This is a genomic window from Sporosarcina oncorhynchi (assembly GCF_033304615.1).
Taxonomy (GTDB): Bacteria; Bacillota; Bacilli; order Bacillales_A; family Planococcaceae; genus Sporosarcina; species Sporosarcina oncorhynchi.
The window spans coordinates 251,171-266,715 of sequence record NZ_CP129118.1 but is presented as its reverse complement, the minus strand read 5'-3'; the positions used below and the strand labels follow the sequence as shown (position 1 = coordinate 266,715).

General features: G+C 45.7%; 14 protein-coding genes. 7 read left to right on the top strand and 7 right to left on the bottom strand.

Annotated features, from left to right (window positions below):
- Window positions 1-27: 27 nt before the first annotated feature.
- Window positions 28-762, top strand: a complete 735-nt coding sequence (locus QWT69_RS01400; RefSeq protein WP_317968256.1) for an MBL fold metallo-hydrolase — start codon at window positions 28-30, stop codon at window positions 760-762.
- Between the two features lie 293 nt (window positions 763-1,055).
- On the opposite strand, the gene QWT69_RS01395 is transcribed toward QWT69_RS01400, so the two are convergent.
- On the bottom strand, window positions 1,056-1,883 hold the full coding sequence (locus QWT69_RS01395) for an undecaprenyl-diphosphate phosphatase (RefSeq protein WP_317968254.1): 828 nt from the start codon (window positions 1,881-1,883) through the stop codon (window positions 1,056-1,058).
- A 6-nt stretch (window positions 1,884-1,889) separates the two neighbouring features.
- The gene (locus QWT69_RS01390; protein WP_317968252.1) at window positions 1,890-2,501 is read right to left on the bottom strand and encodes a DedA family protein; all 612 of its coding nucleotides are present in this window, start codon (window positions 2,499-2,501) and stop codon (window positions 1,890-1,892) included.
- Between the two features lie 343 nt (window positions 2,502-2,844).
- Between QWT69_RS01390 and QWT69_RS01385 the strand changes: the two genes are divergently transcribed.
- A complete protein-coding gene (locus tag QWT69_RS01385) occupies window positions 2,845-4,560 on the top strand; it encodes a globin-coupled sensor protein (protein WP_317968250.1) in 1,716 nt (571 codons plus the stop codon).
- Window positions 4,561-4,645: 85 nt separating this feature from the next.
- Here the strand turns inward: QWT69_RS01385 and QWT69_RS01380 are convergent, their stop codons facing one another.
- The 5 genes from QWT69_RS01380 to QWT69_RS01360 all read right to left on the bottom strand — a co-directional run bounded on the left by QWT69_RS01380 (window position 4,646) and on the right by QWT69_RS01360 (window position 11,866).
- Complete coding sequence (locus tag QWT69_RS01380) at window positions 4,646-5,929, bottom strand: DUF4139 domain-containing protein (protein WP_317968248.1); 1,284 nt, start codon at window positions 5,927-5,929, stop codon at window positions 4,646-4,648.
- 1,046 nt (window positions 5,930-6,975) lie between these two features.
- Complete coding sequence (locus QWT69_RS01375; protein ID WP_317968246.1) at window positions 6,976-8,598, bottom strand: long-chain fatty acid--CoA ligase; 1,623 nt, start codon at window positions 8,596-8,598, stop codon at window positions 6,976-6,978.
- A gap of 90 nt (window positions 8,599-8,688) precedes the next feature.
- Window positions 8,689-9,840: an acyl-CoA dehydrogenase family protein gene (locus QWT69_RS01370; RefSeq protein WP_317968244.1), complete on the bottom strand. Its 1,152-nt coding sequence runs from the start codon at window positions 9,838-9,840 to the stop codon at window positions 8,689-8,691.
- Between the two features lie 15 nt (window positions 9,841-9,855).
- Window positions 9,856-10,626, bottom strand: a complete 771-nt coding sequence (locus QWT69_RS01365) for an SDR family NAD(P)-dependent oxidoreductase (protein ID WP_317968242.1) — start codon at window positions 10,624-10,626, stop codon at window positions 9,856-9,858.
- Window positions 10,627-10,717: 91 nt separating this feature from the next.
- On the bottom strand, window positions 10,718-11,866 hold the full coding sequence (locus tag QWT69_RS01360) for a thiolase family protein (protein WP_317968241.1): 1,149 nt from the start codon (window positions 11,864-11,866) through the stop codon (window positions 10,718-10,720).
- 198 nt (window positions 11,867-12,064) lie between these two features.
- Between QWT69_RS01360 and QWT69_RS01355 the strand changes: the two genes are divergently transcribed.
- The 5 genes from QWT69_RS01355 to QWT69_RS01335 all read left to right on the top strand — a co-directional run bounded on the left by QWT69_RS01355 (window position 12,065) and on the right by QWT69_RS01335 (window position 15,535).
- Complete coding sequence (locus tag QWT69_RS01355) at window positions 12,065-12,415, top strand: lmo0954 family membrane protein (RefSeq protein WP_317968239.1); 351 nt, start codon at window positions 12,065-12,067, stop codon at window positions 12,413-12,415.
- A gap of 13 nt (window positions 12,416-12,428) precedes the next feature.
- Window positions 12,429-13,067 carry a PspA/IM30 family protein gene (locus tag QWT69_RS01350; RefSeq protein WP_317968238.1) on the top strand — a complete coding sequence of 213 codons (639 nt, stop codon included), beginning with the start codon at window positions 12,429-12,431 and terminating at the stop codon, window positions 13,065-13,067.
- A gap of 119 nt (window positions 13,068-13,186) precedes the next feature.
- Window positions 13,187-13,888: a cell wall-active antibiotics response protein LiaF gene (gene liaF / locus QWT69_RS01345; protein WP_317968237.1), complete on the top strand. Its 702-nt coding sequence runs from the start codon at window positions 13,187-13,189 to the stop codon at window positions 13,886-13,888.
- Window positions 13,885-14,928 (top strand): sensor histidine kinase, encoded by a 1,044-nt coding sequence (locus QWT69_RS01340; protein WP_317968235.1) that lies wholly within the window; start codon window positions 13,885-13,887, stop codon window positions 14,926-14,928. Before liaF ends, QWT69_RS01340 begins: the two co-directional genes overlap by 4 nt.
- A complete protein-coding gene (locus QWT69_RS01335) occupies window positions 14,903-15,535 on the top strand; it encodes a response regulator (protein WP_317968233.1) in 633 nt (210 codons plus the stop codon). The genes QWT69_RS01340 and QWT69_RS01335 overlap by 26 nt, the downstream gene beginning before the upstream one ends.
- Window positions 15,536-15,545: the final 10 nt, after the last annotated feature.

The window sequence follows — 15,545 nt, the reverse complement described above, 5'->3', positions numbered from 1 at the left end:
TTAATTAGTTCTGGAGGTGCTGTTCGTATGAAAGTGATTCCGATCGGTATATGGGGAGGGTATCCTAAAGCGAATGGAGCAACTTCTTCTTTTTTGCTTGAACATGACGGATTCCATTGTCTAGTGGATTGTGGAAGCGGAGTGCTTTCCTCGTTGCAAAATTATATTCAACTTGAACAGCTTGATGCGGTCGTAATAAGCCATTATCATGCAGATCATATTGCGGATATCGGAAGTTTGCAGTATAGCAGGCTCATCAATTACTATCTTGGTAAACCGCAGCCATCTTTGCCGATTTACGCCCATACCGTGGACAAAGAGAATTTTGAAAAGCTCTCCTACAAAGAGCAGACAGTCGGCATGGCAATTCAGGAAAAAGATATTATCCAAATCGGACCTTTTCAAGTAACATTTTGCGAAACGATTCATCCAGCTTATTGCTTAGCGATGCGATTCACTGTAAATGGCCGTTCTGTCACATTGACGGCCGACACCGAATGGCGGGATGAACTTGTCTTGTTTGCAAAGGATACAGATTTATTGATTAGCAAAGCGAATTTGTACGAAGAGCATCTTGGCAAAGCCCCTGGCCACATGACAGGCAGTGAAGCGGGGAAACTGGCGAAATTAGCTGGTGCGAAGCAATTGCTGTTGACTCATCTGCCGTTGCATGGTGATTTGAAAATGATTTTAGATGCTGCAACGAACGTCTATACCAGTCCTGCCGAATTGGCGGTTGTCGGGAAGGTTTATGAAGTGTAGATTCAAAAATAAAAGCGGACAGTATGGCAGCTGTCCGTAGTTATCCAAATTAAATGTGACGTTATTTCACTTTAAAGGTGAACCGCGTTACTACTAGTTCCCTTTTAAATGCGTACGTGCATTTCGATCCTCTTCTTCATTAATAAATGCTTTTCTTTCAAGTTAATCACGCGCCAGTTTTTTTCATTGTAACTGAGTAATGCTGCAGAGAGAATAATTTGAATGAGATGTGCATCACATACGATCTTTGCAATAAAAAAACGACCCTTCATTAGAAAGAGTCGTAGGTTTTATTATAAAAATACAATTGCGGCTAAAATGACCGCCAAAATAATTCGATAGATGGCAAAAGGCATTAATTTCACTTTCGAAATCAGTTTTAGGAAGAAACGGATGGAAATGAGCGAGAACACGAATGCGCTCAAGAAGCCGACGACATAAAACCAAATATGATCCATCGACATGTATTCCCAGTTCTTCATAACCGATACAAGGCTTGCACCCATCATAATTGGTACGGCCATGATGAAAGTGAAGTCCGCCGCTGTACGGTGGTTCATGCCGAATAGCACACCACCTGAAATCGTTGCACCGGAACGTGAAAATCCAGGCCATAGTGATAGACATTGGACGAGTCCTACAGTAAATGCCTGTCGATAGGAAATCTGATCAAGTGACTGCACTTTCGGTCTTTTTGGTCCGAATTTGTCTGCAATAATCATTAAGATTGCACCTGCTACAAGTGCAACGATAACAGTTTCTATCCCAAATAGGTAGTCATCGATGAGGTCTTTGAACGCAAATCCAAGAATTACGGCAGGCAACATTCCAACGATGACATGCAACAAATTAAAACGATTGTTCATTTTCTTACCATCAATATTATATAGACCGACCAAACTAAATAAACGTTTCCAGAAGACGAAAACAACTGCTAGAATCGAACCGAGCTGAATGACGATTTTAAAAGTGATTGCAGGATACTTCCCTAGAAACTCTTCTGTTTTCAACCACATATCATCGACGATAATGAGATGGCCTGTTGACGAGACTGGAGCGAATTCCGTCATCCCTTCTACAAAACCAAGTATTAATGCCTTCAACAAATCAAATAATTCCATATTTCCCTATGCCCTCTTTCTATGGAAGCGGTAATAACCTATAAAAACCGCGACACAACTACTTGCTAATAAAATATAAACGAATGTGGAATAGATATCCATATACCAGATAATCGATTCCCAATTTTCACCGACTGCAAACCCTATTGTAACAAGAATTGCATTCCAAATGAAGCTACCAAGTGTTGTGAGCACAAGAAACAACAAGAAATTCATATGTGCCATGCCCGCTGGAACAGAAATCAAACTACGAAGGAGCGGTACCAAGCGACAAAAGAATACAGTCCATGGCCCGTACTTTTCGAACCATCGCTCTGCCCTGCGAAGATCCTTCTTCGTCACTCGCAACCAACGACCACGTTTTTCAATCAACCGCTCGAGCTTCTCAACATCGACCGCCAACCCGACACTATATAGAATCATCGCGCCAACAACCGAGCCTACCGTTGCGGCAATGATGACACCTGTCCTTGTCATCAGCGAAAATGTTGTGACAAAACCACTGAACGTCAATATGACTTCAGAAGGAATCGGCGGGAACACGTTTTCCACAAGCAACAGCAAACAGACACCAAAATAACCATGTTCTCCGATGAACTCCATAATCCAATTATCCACTGAACGCTCCTTTATTGTAAGCTTCAAAAACAGGACGATGCAATCTGCTTTCTAGTTTCTATAGTTATGAAGAGTGTACGTGTGAATAGTATAGAGTATGAATGGATTTTGCGGTGCATAACATTCGATTTGCATAGTTATGCACCGCAAAGCGTGGATAATACCGGTAAACTGTTTATATCTTCTGAAAAATGAATTGAAGTTGTCCACATGTTGATAACGTCAATGATTATGTCTAATGACATACAACATAGATTATACAAATGACATTTGACTTAATACCTTCTTTTCTGTAATCCAGAACGTTATACTTATTTCAACTAGATCTATTGGAGGCTTATGTATGATACATTTAAAAACAAGAACAGCTACAGACCATTTTGAAAGCGACACAGATATTGTAATAGAAGGCCGTATGAACGAAACATTGGCTTATCACAATATCCGTCAAAATGACATAAACGACTTAAGAAAAATTCATCAACTGCTTCAACCACTTAATCCAACCATCGAAGATACTTTCTACCACAACTTGTTGGATATCACTCCTGTTGGTGGACAACCTATTCAGCGAACTACCATCGATCAATACATACATTCTTTTTTCAATCAAAATCGAGATGAGCATTATTTCAATCAGTCGATGGCGTTCTATGCGTTGCTTCGTTCAGAACGGTTTGAAGCGGGTAAAACCGTTGCATTCTTCAATAAATTCTTCTTCTACGTAACAACACAACTGATGAAACAAAGAAGCTTTAAACTATCAAAGTCTTTTAATTTGATCCAATCGCTCCAGTCCGCAGGAAATCTTGAACAGCAGTTGCTGACAGAAGTGATGAGTGAAAAAACGATGGACCAAGTTATTACGGAAATCTCTTCTCTAATTGATTCGAACGCTAAAATCATGTACATGAAAGACCTGATCTACAGTTTGGATAAACAATCTGAGGAAATCCATACAACTTCTGCAGCTACAGAGGAAATCACTGCTTCGATCACTGAAGTTTCCCTATCGTCTTCCCGCATAGCAGAGAGAACGACGGATTCTGTAAACTATGCCATACATAGCAAACAGACAATCGAAAAAGCGCTTGAAGAGATTTTTAAAACAGAGGATCGGTTCAAGACTATCGTCCAAACATTTTCTTCCTTGCAACAACGCGTTGATGCGATTGAAAATGTTGCCGGTCTCATTAACGATATCGCAGCACAAACGAATCTTCTGGCATTGAATGCCTCCATCGAAGCCGCCAGGGCAGGCGAGCACGGCAAAGGGTTTTCGGTCGTCGCGCAGGAGGTACGAAAATTAGCCGAAAACACCGTTTCCGCACTCAGCGATATTTCGGACAACGTCCATTATTTAAAGAGTTATTCAAACGACGTGTCAATATCCATTGAAGAAACGACTGTTATCCTTTCAAAAGCGACGTCTGAAGCTCAAACATCCTTGCCACTGATCAATTCCATTGTAAAGGAAATGGAAGACATCAATATGGACGTAGGAAATACCGCTGCCATTTCGAAACAGCAAGCTTCAGCCATCGATGAAGTGGCAAACCGGATGGTCGGCATTACCGATTTGCAGAATGACATCAGATCTTTGGGAGAAAGTACGTCTTCCTCCATTTATGAATTGAGCCGTGAAATCGACCGCTTTAGATTGAGCGTCGTAAAAGACAGCAATACGGAACTGTCTTCCATCGCCCTTCTCCAATTATCCAAAGCGGATCATATCCTTTGGAAATGGAAAATTTATAATATGTTCCTTGGACTTGAAGAGGTCTATCCGGGAGATGTCGCTGCCCACACGGAATGCCGCCTCGGAAAATGGTATTTCGACCAACGGACAACGGAACGATTTGGCCAATTACCGGAGTTCAAACAACTTGATAAGCATCATGAAACAGTACATGTTTACGCCAAGAAAGCGGCCGAACATTATCAGAACGGCTTTATCAGCGAAGCCGAATTAGATTTACAGCACATTGAACAAGCTTCAGCCGAAGTGCTTTCATTATTGAATTCATTAATCGATCACATGACTAATGAGGGACAGTAAATTAAAAAATCTCGTCATAAGGCAAATAGCCTTTCGACGAGATTCTTTTTTGTGAATTTCACAGTTGTAATCTTGCAGCATTCATTCAAAACCCAATCGTCCTTCTCGCAGAGCGATCATGACGGATTGTGAATTTCACTGTTTCTTCCTGATCGACAGGCACATGAATCGGCAGAAGGATTTTGTCTCGCTTCTTTTCCCATTCATGCGATGATTCATCGACTGTCCATAAGTGGCCGGGTACTTTCTGGCGAATGACGGCTTCAACAGGCACGCCTTTCGTGTTGCAAATGGCATACTCATATTCGGTGTACTCATAACCGCCTTCCTTATACTTACCCGACTTTTTGGTTGTCACTTTAATATCACAAGCTTCACCCGACTTTAACCGGACCTTCTCGCCTGCTTCGGTATGTTTGATGCGATATTCGCCGATAAACTCTGCACTTTCGTCATTCGGATTCGTCCTATACATTTTAAATACGCCCGCAGGCAATGGAATGCCAAGTCCATTTTCGGCCGTATTATCGAATTCGATGTAAATGTCCGGATTGGCTGTCTGTTCATTAATTTCGTAAATCATTCTTGCTTTTGAATTCATAGCTGACAATAAACGCAGCTGTTTCGTCTGCTTGTCTTCTAAGTCAATCGAACGCGGGAATGTGTACGTATGGAAATCTGAAAACGCATCGGTTTCTTTCGACTCGCCTTGCGACAACTCTTTGCTCTTTTCATCATTTTCATTGCCCGCCTTGCTTAACTTGCCGGATATCAAACGCAATTTTGCGTCTTGAAAAGACACGCCTGAATAGTTGCTCATCGCAAGCCAACCAGACATATCGAAACGATCACCATGCATCGATATGACGTAATCCGCTTCCCACGAAACACCGCCCGTCAAATACGAAACGCAAACTTGCTCTTTCAACTGCTCCGCCACCTGCCAGACAAGCGTAGGCTCCGCATGGAACCCTTCGTCAGTTTCGGGAAACCGTAACTCCCCTTTCGGATTCATGACGATTTCATTCGTCTCCGTGTCCTGCAGCACAATCGGACCACTCGCACGTAAAAGCGTGTACGGCTTACTCACTTTCGTATACGCATCATACATGACAAGCTGCTTGCCCAAGTATTTTTCATACAACCGCAATTCATCCATCAGATCATATTCAAACACAAACTCCGCTACATTCATCCCCTCGATAATCACGGAATTCGCCTCCAACCTCCTTGCTACCCCAAGAAATTGAATCCGTTCCCCCGACTGAATCTGTGGAATAGTTCGGGTATCTTTCACTAAAGCGAACCCGTCATTATACACAGTAAGTGAACAAGACGTCTTCTGTGATGTAGTTATGCGTGTCGCCATGGCGTAAACCTCCTCAATAGTTTAACGGCTACTTCTACGCTCTCCATTTAAGGTATGTATATACGCTATTCCCTCTTGTTTTGAAAATAAAGCTAGTGGGCATGCGATTTTTTTTGTGTTTGGCGTCGATTGGCAGCAGGCGAATGTGGTTACCACCGACTCGGAGGCGTTTACCACCGACTTTCTGTACTTTACCACCGACTTTCTGTACTTTACCACCGACTCGGGCGACTTTACCACCGACTCTCGACCGTTTACCACCGACTCGCGTTTTTCTGCCGAAAATTATTCATTTTCAAGGAATTAAACTAGCGAGGCATTAGTTTCCCGCTCGAACGGGCATTTACAGCGTTCCTATTTGACCGCGGGCGATCGATTTCCGCTCGAACGGGCATTTACAGCGCTCCTATTTGACCGTGGGCGACCGTTTTTCGCTCGAACGGGCATATACAGCGTTCTTATTTGACCGCGGGCGAACGTTTTTCGCTCGAACGGGCATTTACAGCGCTCCTATTTGACCGCGGGCGAACGGTTTCCGCTTCAACGGGCATATACAGCGCCGCTATTTGACCGCGGGCGAACGTTTTCCGCTCGAACGGGCATTTACAGCGCTCCTATTTGACCGTGGGCGAACGTTTTCCGCTCGAACGGGCATATACAGCGTTCCTAATTGACCGCGGGCGATCGATTTCCGCTCGAACGGGCATTTACAGCGCTCCTATTTGACCGTGGGCGAACGGTTTCCGCTCGAACGGGCATATACAGCGCCGCTATTTGACCGCGGGCGACCGTTTCCCGCTCGAACGGGCATATACAGCGCTCCTAATTGACCGCGGGCGACCGGTTTCCGCTCGAACGGGCATATACAGCGCTCCTATTTGACCGCGGGCGAACGTTTTCCGCTAGCACGGGCATATACAACGCCGCTATTTGACCGCTAACACACGTTTTCCACGGGCATGAGCACATAGAGAAATCGGTGATTACATGCAAATTAAACATACCAAAAAACCACCCGTACACTAACATCACGGGTGGCCTACCTATTACACGTTCAATTCATGTCCTTTTAACTGTTCACGCAACGCTCTCTTCAAAAACTTTCCAACCGATGTTTTTGGAATTTCATCGAGGAATACAACATCTTCCGGCACCCACCATTTTGCAAATTGCCCTTCCAAGTAGCTGAGCAACTGGTGTTTCATTGCGTCATCGGCGGTTCTTCCTTCATTTAACACAACACACGCAAGCGGTCGTTCTTGCCACTTTTCATGCGGCACAGCGATGACGGCTGCTTCGAAAACGTCTTCATGTGACATCAATGCATTCTCTAAGTCGACGGACGAGATCCATTCGCCGCCGCTCTTGATTAAATCTTTCGTTCGGTCCATCAGTTTCAAGTAGCCGAATTCGGTCATGACGGCGATATCGCCTGTGTAGAGCCAGCCATCTTTGAACGCTTCCGCTGTCCGCTCATCTTTATAGTATTCGCTCGCAATCCACGGACCACGTACAGTCAACTCGCCCATTGTTTTGCCGTCCCATGGCACTTCGCCATTTTCGTTCATAATACGGACTTCAAGCCCCGGCACAATCAATCCTTGCAGTGCACGGATATCGATCCGCTCATCCATCGACAACTCTTCCATCCCCGATTTGTAAACCGACAAGCTGACGAGTGGTGAAGTTTCGGTCATTCCGTAGCCGACAATAAATGGCACGCCCAGTTTTTCCTCGAATGCACGAATCAATCCTTTTGGTGAAGCAGAACCGCCACAGACGATGGCGCGCAATGAGGACAGATCCCGCGCTTGCTGTTCTTGCACTTTCACGACAGCGAGCCAAATGGTCGGCACACCTGCTGTAATCGTCACTTTTTCCTGTTCAATCAAGTCCAGCAATAAGGCAGGATTGAGTCCTGGACCTGGTAGCACTTGGGTCGTCCCGAAAAACACCGCGGCAAATGGCAAGCCCCATGCATTGACGTGGAACATCGGTACGACAGGCATCATGACATCGGCTTCACGAATTCCCATTGCATCTGCGAGTCCTAATGCATAACAATGCAGCACAATTCCGCGATGCGTATAAACGACACCTTTCGGATTGCCTGTCGTTGCGGACGTGTAGCACATCCCCGCCGGCGTATTTTCATCCAAATCTTCCGGATATGCAAAATCATCTGAGGCTGCGTCTAGTAACGCTTCATAGGAATGGACATTTTCAAGCGTCGTCTCCGGCACATCTCGACTATCACCCATAATGACATAGTGCTTCACCGTCTTTAATAAAGGTGCCAACTTCTGAAAATGCGGGAACAGATTATCATCAACGAGCATAATTTCATCTTCCGCGTGATTGATGACATAAGCAATATGCTCAGGCGACAAACGGATATTCACCATATGGAGGACAGCACCAGCACTCGGCACGCCAAAATAAGCTTCTAGATGTCGATGATGATTCCAGCCGAACGTACCGACTTTCGTACCGTGTTTCATCCCAAGCTTCGTCAGTGCGTCAGACAATTTCCGCGTCCGCTTCGCAAATTCACGATACGTAATACGATGGATCGTATCTTCCCCAGTACGTGAAATGATTAGCTTGTCCGGGAAAAACAACTCTGCTCTTTTAATGAAAGAAGACAATAGTAACGGTGTTTGCATCATAACGAACATTCCCCTTTTCCGACTCTATTTTGCCTTACTTGTACAACCATTCCCTTTGCATATTATGTCTTGTCCGCGGTACATATGCCGTCAGCCGAGCCCCATGTTCTTCGCGATGATCATCTTCATGATTTCATTCGTCCCTGCGTAAATCGACGCAACCGGAATATCCCGGTATCTGCGTGCAATTTTGTATTCTTCCATATAACCGTAACCGCCATGCAACTGCATACAATCAGCGGAAATGTCCCGTGCCGTATCTGTAATCCAATACTTCGCCATGGACACTTTAGAAACGACATCTTTACCTGCTAGATGATCTTCAATGAGCGATTCCAAAAATGTCTTCCCTAGCTCCACTTTCGTCGCGATCTCCGCAAGTTTGAACTGCGTGTTTTGGAATGAACCAACCGGCTTCCCGAACGCCTCACGCGATTTCACATATTCAAGCGTCATCTCGAGCATATCCTCTGAAGCAGTCTGAGCCGCTAATGCTACAACAAGCCGTTCCTGTTGCAACTTCTCCATTAGATAGCTGAACCCTTTCCCTTCCTCGCCAATCAGATTAGCCGCAGGTACCCGGCAGTCTTCAAAATACAGTTCTGCAGTATCTTGCGAATGCATGCCTACTTTGTCGAGCTGCCGGCCTTTTGTAAAACCAGGTGTTCCTTCTTCAATCATTAACAAACTGATGCCGCGGTGTTTCGGCTTCGCATTTGGATCAGTCTTTACAACAACGAGAAACAGACTGCCATTCACCCCATTTGTAATGAATGTTTTCTGTCCGTTGACGATATACACATCGCCGTCTTTACTTGCTGTCGTTCGAATATTTGCGAGGTCAGAACCCGTTCCAGGCTCTGTCATTGCGACGCCTGTTATGATGTCTGCAGTGATACAGCCGGGTAGCCACCGCTTTTTCTGCTCCTCGTTTCCGAATGATTCGATATAAGGAACGACGATATCATTATGCAACCCGACTCCCGTCAATCCTGCTCCGACACGTTCCATCTCCTCACCGATAATGACTCCATAACTGAAATCTAGTCCAAGTCCGCCGTATGCTTCGTCCACTTGTGGGCAAAGAAACCCCATCTCACCAAGCTTCTTCCAAAAACTGATTGGAATGAGCTTATCCTTCTCCCATTTGTCGTAATGTGGAACAGCTTCTTTGACGAGGAATTTCCGAAGCGTTTCCCGGAACAGGACATGTTCATCCGTTTCAAATCGATATCGTGCCATCCAACTCCTCCTTTCCTACTTCGCTTGCATGCGGATTGCCCCATCCAGCCTGATGACTTCGCCGTTGAGTAGCGGATTGGTCACAATACTTTCAACGAGCTTTGCATATTCTTCCGGCTTACCGAGACGTTTTGGAAATAGCGTCCTATCGACAAGCGCCTGTTGAGCAGGCTCAGGCAGCCCCGCAAATAACGGTGTTTCAACTAATCCCGGCGCAATCGTCATGACGCGAATGCCGTATGGCGCGAATTCCCTTGCAATCGGCAACGTCATTCCAACGACACCGCCTTTGGAAGCACTATATGCTGCTTGTCCAATTTGCCCCTCGAATGCCGCGACGGAAGCGGTATTGACGATTACTCCCCGTTCACCTTCCTCATTCGGCTCGTTGTCCATCATCGCCGCTGCCGCCACCCGAATGACATTGAACGTACCAATCAAGTTCACTTGTATTAGCTGTGTAAACCGTTCAAGCGCCATTGGCCCGCCTTTTGAGACGACTTTCCCTGGTGTGGCAATGCCTGCACAGTTGACGAGTGCATTCACCGTACCGAAAATCGAAACCGTTTCAGCAACATGACGTTCTACTTCTTCGGCACTCGCCACGTCCGTCTTCAGGAATGAAACCTGATGTGCCCCCAACTCATGGACTAACGCACTTCCACGTTCTTCATTCTGATCAAAAATCATCACTTTCCCGCCCGCGGCTACAATCCGGCGCGTCGTCGCTTCTCCTAAACCTGATGCACCACCCGTAACGATCGCAATCGTTTCACGCAACTCCATACACTCATCCCCTTTAAAACTTCCTCATCAAGATGGTTCTGAATAAACATTACGGACCTTACACGCCCTCAAAAGAATACGTGTGTCCGCTTTAGATTCTCTCGATTATCGTCGCATTCGCCATGCCCATGCCTTCACAAATCGCAAGCAATCCGTAACGTCCGCCCGTTCGTCTCAACTCATTCATTAACGAAACAAGCAATTTCGTACCCGATGCCCCAAGTGGATGTCCTAGCGCAATCGCTCCACCGTTCGGATTCAACTTTTCAGGATCCGCCCCGACCTCTTTCAACCAGGCAAGTGGCACAGGTGCGAATGCTTCGTTCACTTCATAGACATCTATATCTTCGATTGTGAGACCTGCTTTCATAAGTACTTTTCGTGTCGCTTCAATTGGACCTGTCAGCATAAGCGTCGGATCTGAACCGACAACGGAACGTGCGACTATCCGTGCTAGGGGACGAACGCCAAGGTCTTCCGCTCGCTCTTTGGACATCAGCAATACGGCGGATGCACCATCACTCATTTGGCTAGCGTTGCCGGCTGTGATGACGCCATTTTCATCGAACACTGTTTTGAGTCCGGCTAGTACTTCCAGGGTTGAATCTGGACGCGGGCCTTCATCTGTTGTGACGGTTTCAACGGTACCATCGTCGCGATTCACCTCAACCGACACGATTTCGTCCTGGAACTTGCCTTGTTCGATAGCGGCCAAGGCTTTCTGATGACTTTCGTAAGCAAATTTGTCGAGGTCTTCCCGCGATAGTTCCCATTTCGCTGCGATCCGTTCGGCAGACAGTCCTTGGTTAATGATTTCGTGTTTATCCATCAGTTTGGGGCTCGGTTTTGCGTCGCCCATATTGGAGAACATCGGCGCACGTGTCATGCTTTCGACGCCTCCCGCGATGACGATGTCCATGTCACCTGATGCGATTGCTTGTGATGCAAAATGGACTGCCTGCTGGCTCGATCCACATTGTCGGTCGATCGTTACACCGGGCACATGTATCGGAAAGTCTGCAATTAACGCAGCTGTTCGAGCAATATTCCCTCCTTGTTCACCCGCTTGCGTGACACAGCCTAAAATGACATCTTCGACTTCTGCTTTATCAACACCCGCACGTTTCATCAATTCTTCAAGGACAATTGCGGCAAGTTCGTCCGGCCGATACGCTGAAAATCCTCCTTTTCGTCTGCCCACTGCAGTTCTTACCCCTTCAACGATAACAACTTCTTTCATAAGCACACCCTATTCTCTGAATTGATTGATAGTTCATATAGTTACAGCTTACATGAAAGCGGTGCCAATTTCCATATACATTTCGGGAGTATCAGAAGGAAATCGGTCGCAGGTCTTAGCCCAATATCCGCTTTACGCCTGTTTGGACAAACGCAGCCCCGATATATGATTAGGGTACAACGAAAGGAGGAACAACAAATGAAAAAATTTGGTCTTGCGATACTTGGAATTGTAGCAGCTATCGTTGTTCTATCGAATGTAGGTTCAATTGTAGCGTTGGCCATTTCCGCTTTAATCGCTTTTGCAGGGTTTCATTACTATAGGAAGACTGATTCCGTTTTACTTAAACTGTTTTGGGGAGTCGTACTGCTCGTCGGTTTGTTGACAGCTATCGCGAACATTCCAGCTTTCATCGGCATTCTTGCTTTGCTTGGTGTCTATTATGTATGGCGCGAGTGGAACGGTGGAAAAAACAAAGACATTACGACAACCCAATCCGGAGATCCGTTCGTTAATTTTGAACGCCAGTGGGAAGAAATGACAAAATAAGGAGGACAATCATATGAATTCATTATGGAACAGACTCAAATATACGGTGCAAGCGGATTTGCACGCGGTACTCGACAAACAGGAAAAGAAAAACCCGATTGCCATGTTGAATCAATACATTGTAGAAGCAGAGAAACAGACAGCTTCTGTTGGCAAGTTGCTGGAACGACAAGGACAACTGAAAATAGCGCTTGAAAAAGAATATGCAGAAGCCGCGTCGATGGTCGACAAACGTCGTACCCAACTACAATTGGCAGAAGCGACAGGCGAAGAGGATCTTGTCACTTTTGCACAAGCGGAAATTCATGCATATGAAACACGCGCAGCGGATTTGGCTGGCAGCATTACGGAATCCGAACAGGAACTACTGTCTCTTGAGCGAAGATTTGAGGAAATGAAGCACAAGGTGAAAGATATGAAAGTTCGTCAGCTTCAATTGATGGGCAAAGAAAATGTTACACGCGCCAATCGTCGGATGGATACGTTCATCTCCCCTGACCAGGTGGACAAACAGATTTCATCAGTTGAAGAAATGAAGAGTTATATTGAAAACCTCGATCAGAAGATTTCAAATGCGTATGAAACGTCATCGATGGAACGTAGATTAGAGTCGTTGGAGAAAAGTGCCACACAGAAAGCAGAAATTGTGTAAGATAGGTACTATAGGGAACGGTTCCTGACTTATAGGGTTTCTTTTCACACAACTTATGTCAATTAGGGAAGGCAGACACCTTCCCTTTTCATTCTGACGTCAAGAAGGAGGCTGTAATTGTGCAAAGACTAGATACGAATAAGATGACGTTTTGGATGATTGCTTTTTTACTGCTGATTTTTATAGAGGCAGCGTTTTTATCCAACGGAAATATCATCTTCCTCCTTCTTGGTGCCGGATTTATGTATTGGGGATTTAAAAGGCGTTCCAAATGGGTCACGTTTTTAGGACTCTTTTTCTTTGTCATGGCATTGCTTAACCTATGGAGCTTGCGGATGCTTGTACTCGCGGCATTCGTTTATCTCCTTGTGAATCTATGGAAAGGCGTTCCTGCAGATCAGATTATGCGGCCCTTGAAGGAAATGAAAAGAGAAACGCCAAATGGAATCTGGAAAAATAAACTGTTTTCTGTACAATCTTCCCCTTTCGCGTCGTATGAATGGGAGGATATGCAGATTCAGGGTGTGTTCGGCGATATCCACGTTGATGTGACAGATACGGTTTTACCGAAACGCGCTTCATTGATTTCGATTCGGCAAGGTTTTGGTCGGGTCAAAATCGATCTTCCTTATGAAATTCCCGTGCGCGTCCATTACAGTACATTATTTGGGGAAGCGCGGATACTTGATATTTCTCCAAAACGGATGGTCAATGAAACACTGCATTATAAAGACGGTTATGATCGACCGATTGGAGAGCACGCAGAGCTGATTATCTCAATTGCTACTTGGTTTGGTGATATCGAGGTGAATCGCAAATGAGGAATCTATTTGGACGGAGTTTCTTTTTATCATTTTTATTTATTGCGATTGCCGCAGGTTTCTTCTATCTATTAGTCGATATGCCGATCGAAGAAAGCTGGATTCTCTTTTATGATTTGCAGTATGCCAATGTTCCTTTAGGCGCCTGGATTATCGTTACTAGTATTACGGTTGGTACAAGTATCGCGCTTTGGATGGGCACGATTAGTCGTGCGAAGGATAAAGCAATGGAACGGAAACTGACAGGATTGATTCAAAATGAAGAGATTTTGAAACTTAAGCGGTTCTCGCCGAAAATCGACCGGACGCTTCTCGATATCTCCACCATATTGGCGACACAGCGGAAGAGCTTGCAGCGGATAACGGATGAGCGGGCGGAAGCGCAAGATCAGCTGATCCAGGAGCGCATTGTTCAAGAACGCCAGCGATTGGCGCGTGAATTGCATGACTCCGTCTCCCAGCAACTGTTTGCGGCTTCGATGCTGTTGTCCGCAATGACGGAAAGTGAACAGGATGACCGTGTGAAGAAGCCACTTGTACAAGTTGAACGCGTCGTCCAACAGGCTCAACTGGAAATGCGTGCACTGTTGTTGCATTTGCGACCAGCCGCATTGAACAATAAATCGTTGGCGCAAGGACTTGAGGAGTTGCTTGTCGAGCTAAAAGAGAAAGTAACGTTCGATATTCACTTCCGTCTGGAAGAAGTGACTTTATCTAAAGGTGCTGAAGATCATTTATTCCGCATCGCGCAAGAAACGCTATCGAATACGTTACGGCATGCCCAGGCGACTGAAGTCGATGTGTTGTTTGTCGAACGGGACGGGCTCGCCATCTTCCGGGTTCAGGACAATGGTGTCGGATTCGAAGAAGTTGACGGCAAGGGTGGATCGTACGGTTTGCAGAACGTGAAGGAGCGTGCAATCGAAATTGGGGGGACTTGCAAAATCGTCTCAGTGCCTTCACAAGGGACGATTGTAGAAGTGAAATTACCTGCGAAAAAGGGAGATGAAGCCGATGATCCGGATTCTATTAGTGGATGACCATGAAATGGTACGGCTCGGGGTGTCGACATATTTACAAACACAGTCGGATATGGAAGTCGTCGGTGAAGCGGTGAATGGGAAAGAAGCGGTCGATAAAGCCCTTGAGTTGCGACCGGATATTATTCTAATGGATATGGTCATGCCCGTCATGAACGGTGCAGAAGCGACGGCCGCGATTATTGCGCAATGGCCGGAAGCGAAAATCGTCATTGTGACGAGTTTCCTTGATGACGATAAAGTGTATCCTGCACTCGAAGCAGGTGCCGTCAGTTATATTTTGAAGACGTCCAATGCGAAAAGGATTGCAGAGGCCATTCGGGATACGTTGAAAGGTCAGACGGTACTAGAGCCTGAAGTGACGACGAAGATGATGCAGAAGATGCGGACGGGAAATGACCATCGGTTGCATGATGACTTGACGGAGCGCGAACGGGAGATTCTTCTGTTGCTTGCGAAAGGCAAAACGAATCAGGAGATTGCCGATGAACTGTTCATTGCGCTGAAAACGGTGAAGACACATGTGAGTAATTTGCTGTCGAAACTTGAAGTGCAGGACCGGACGCAAGCGGTCATTTATGCGTTCAAGAATAATCTTGTCGAATAATGAACAGAGA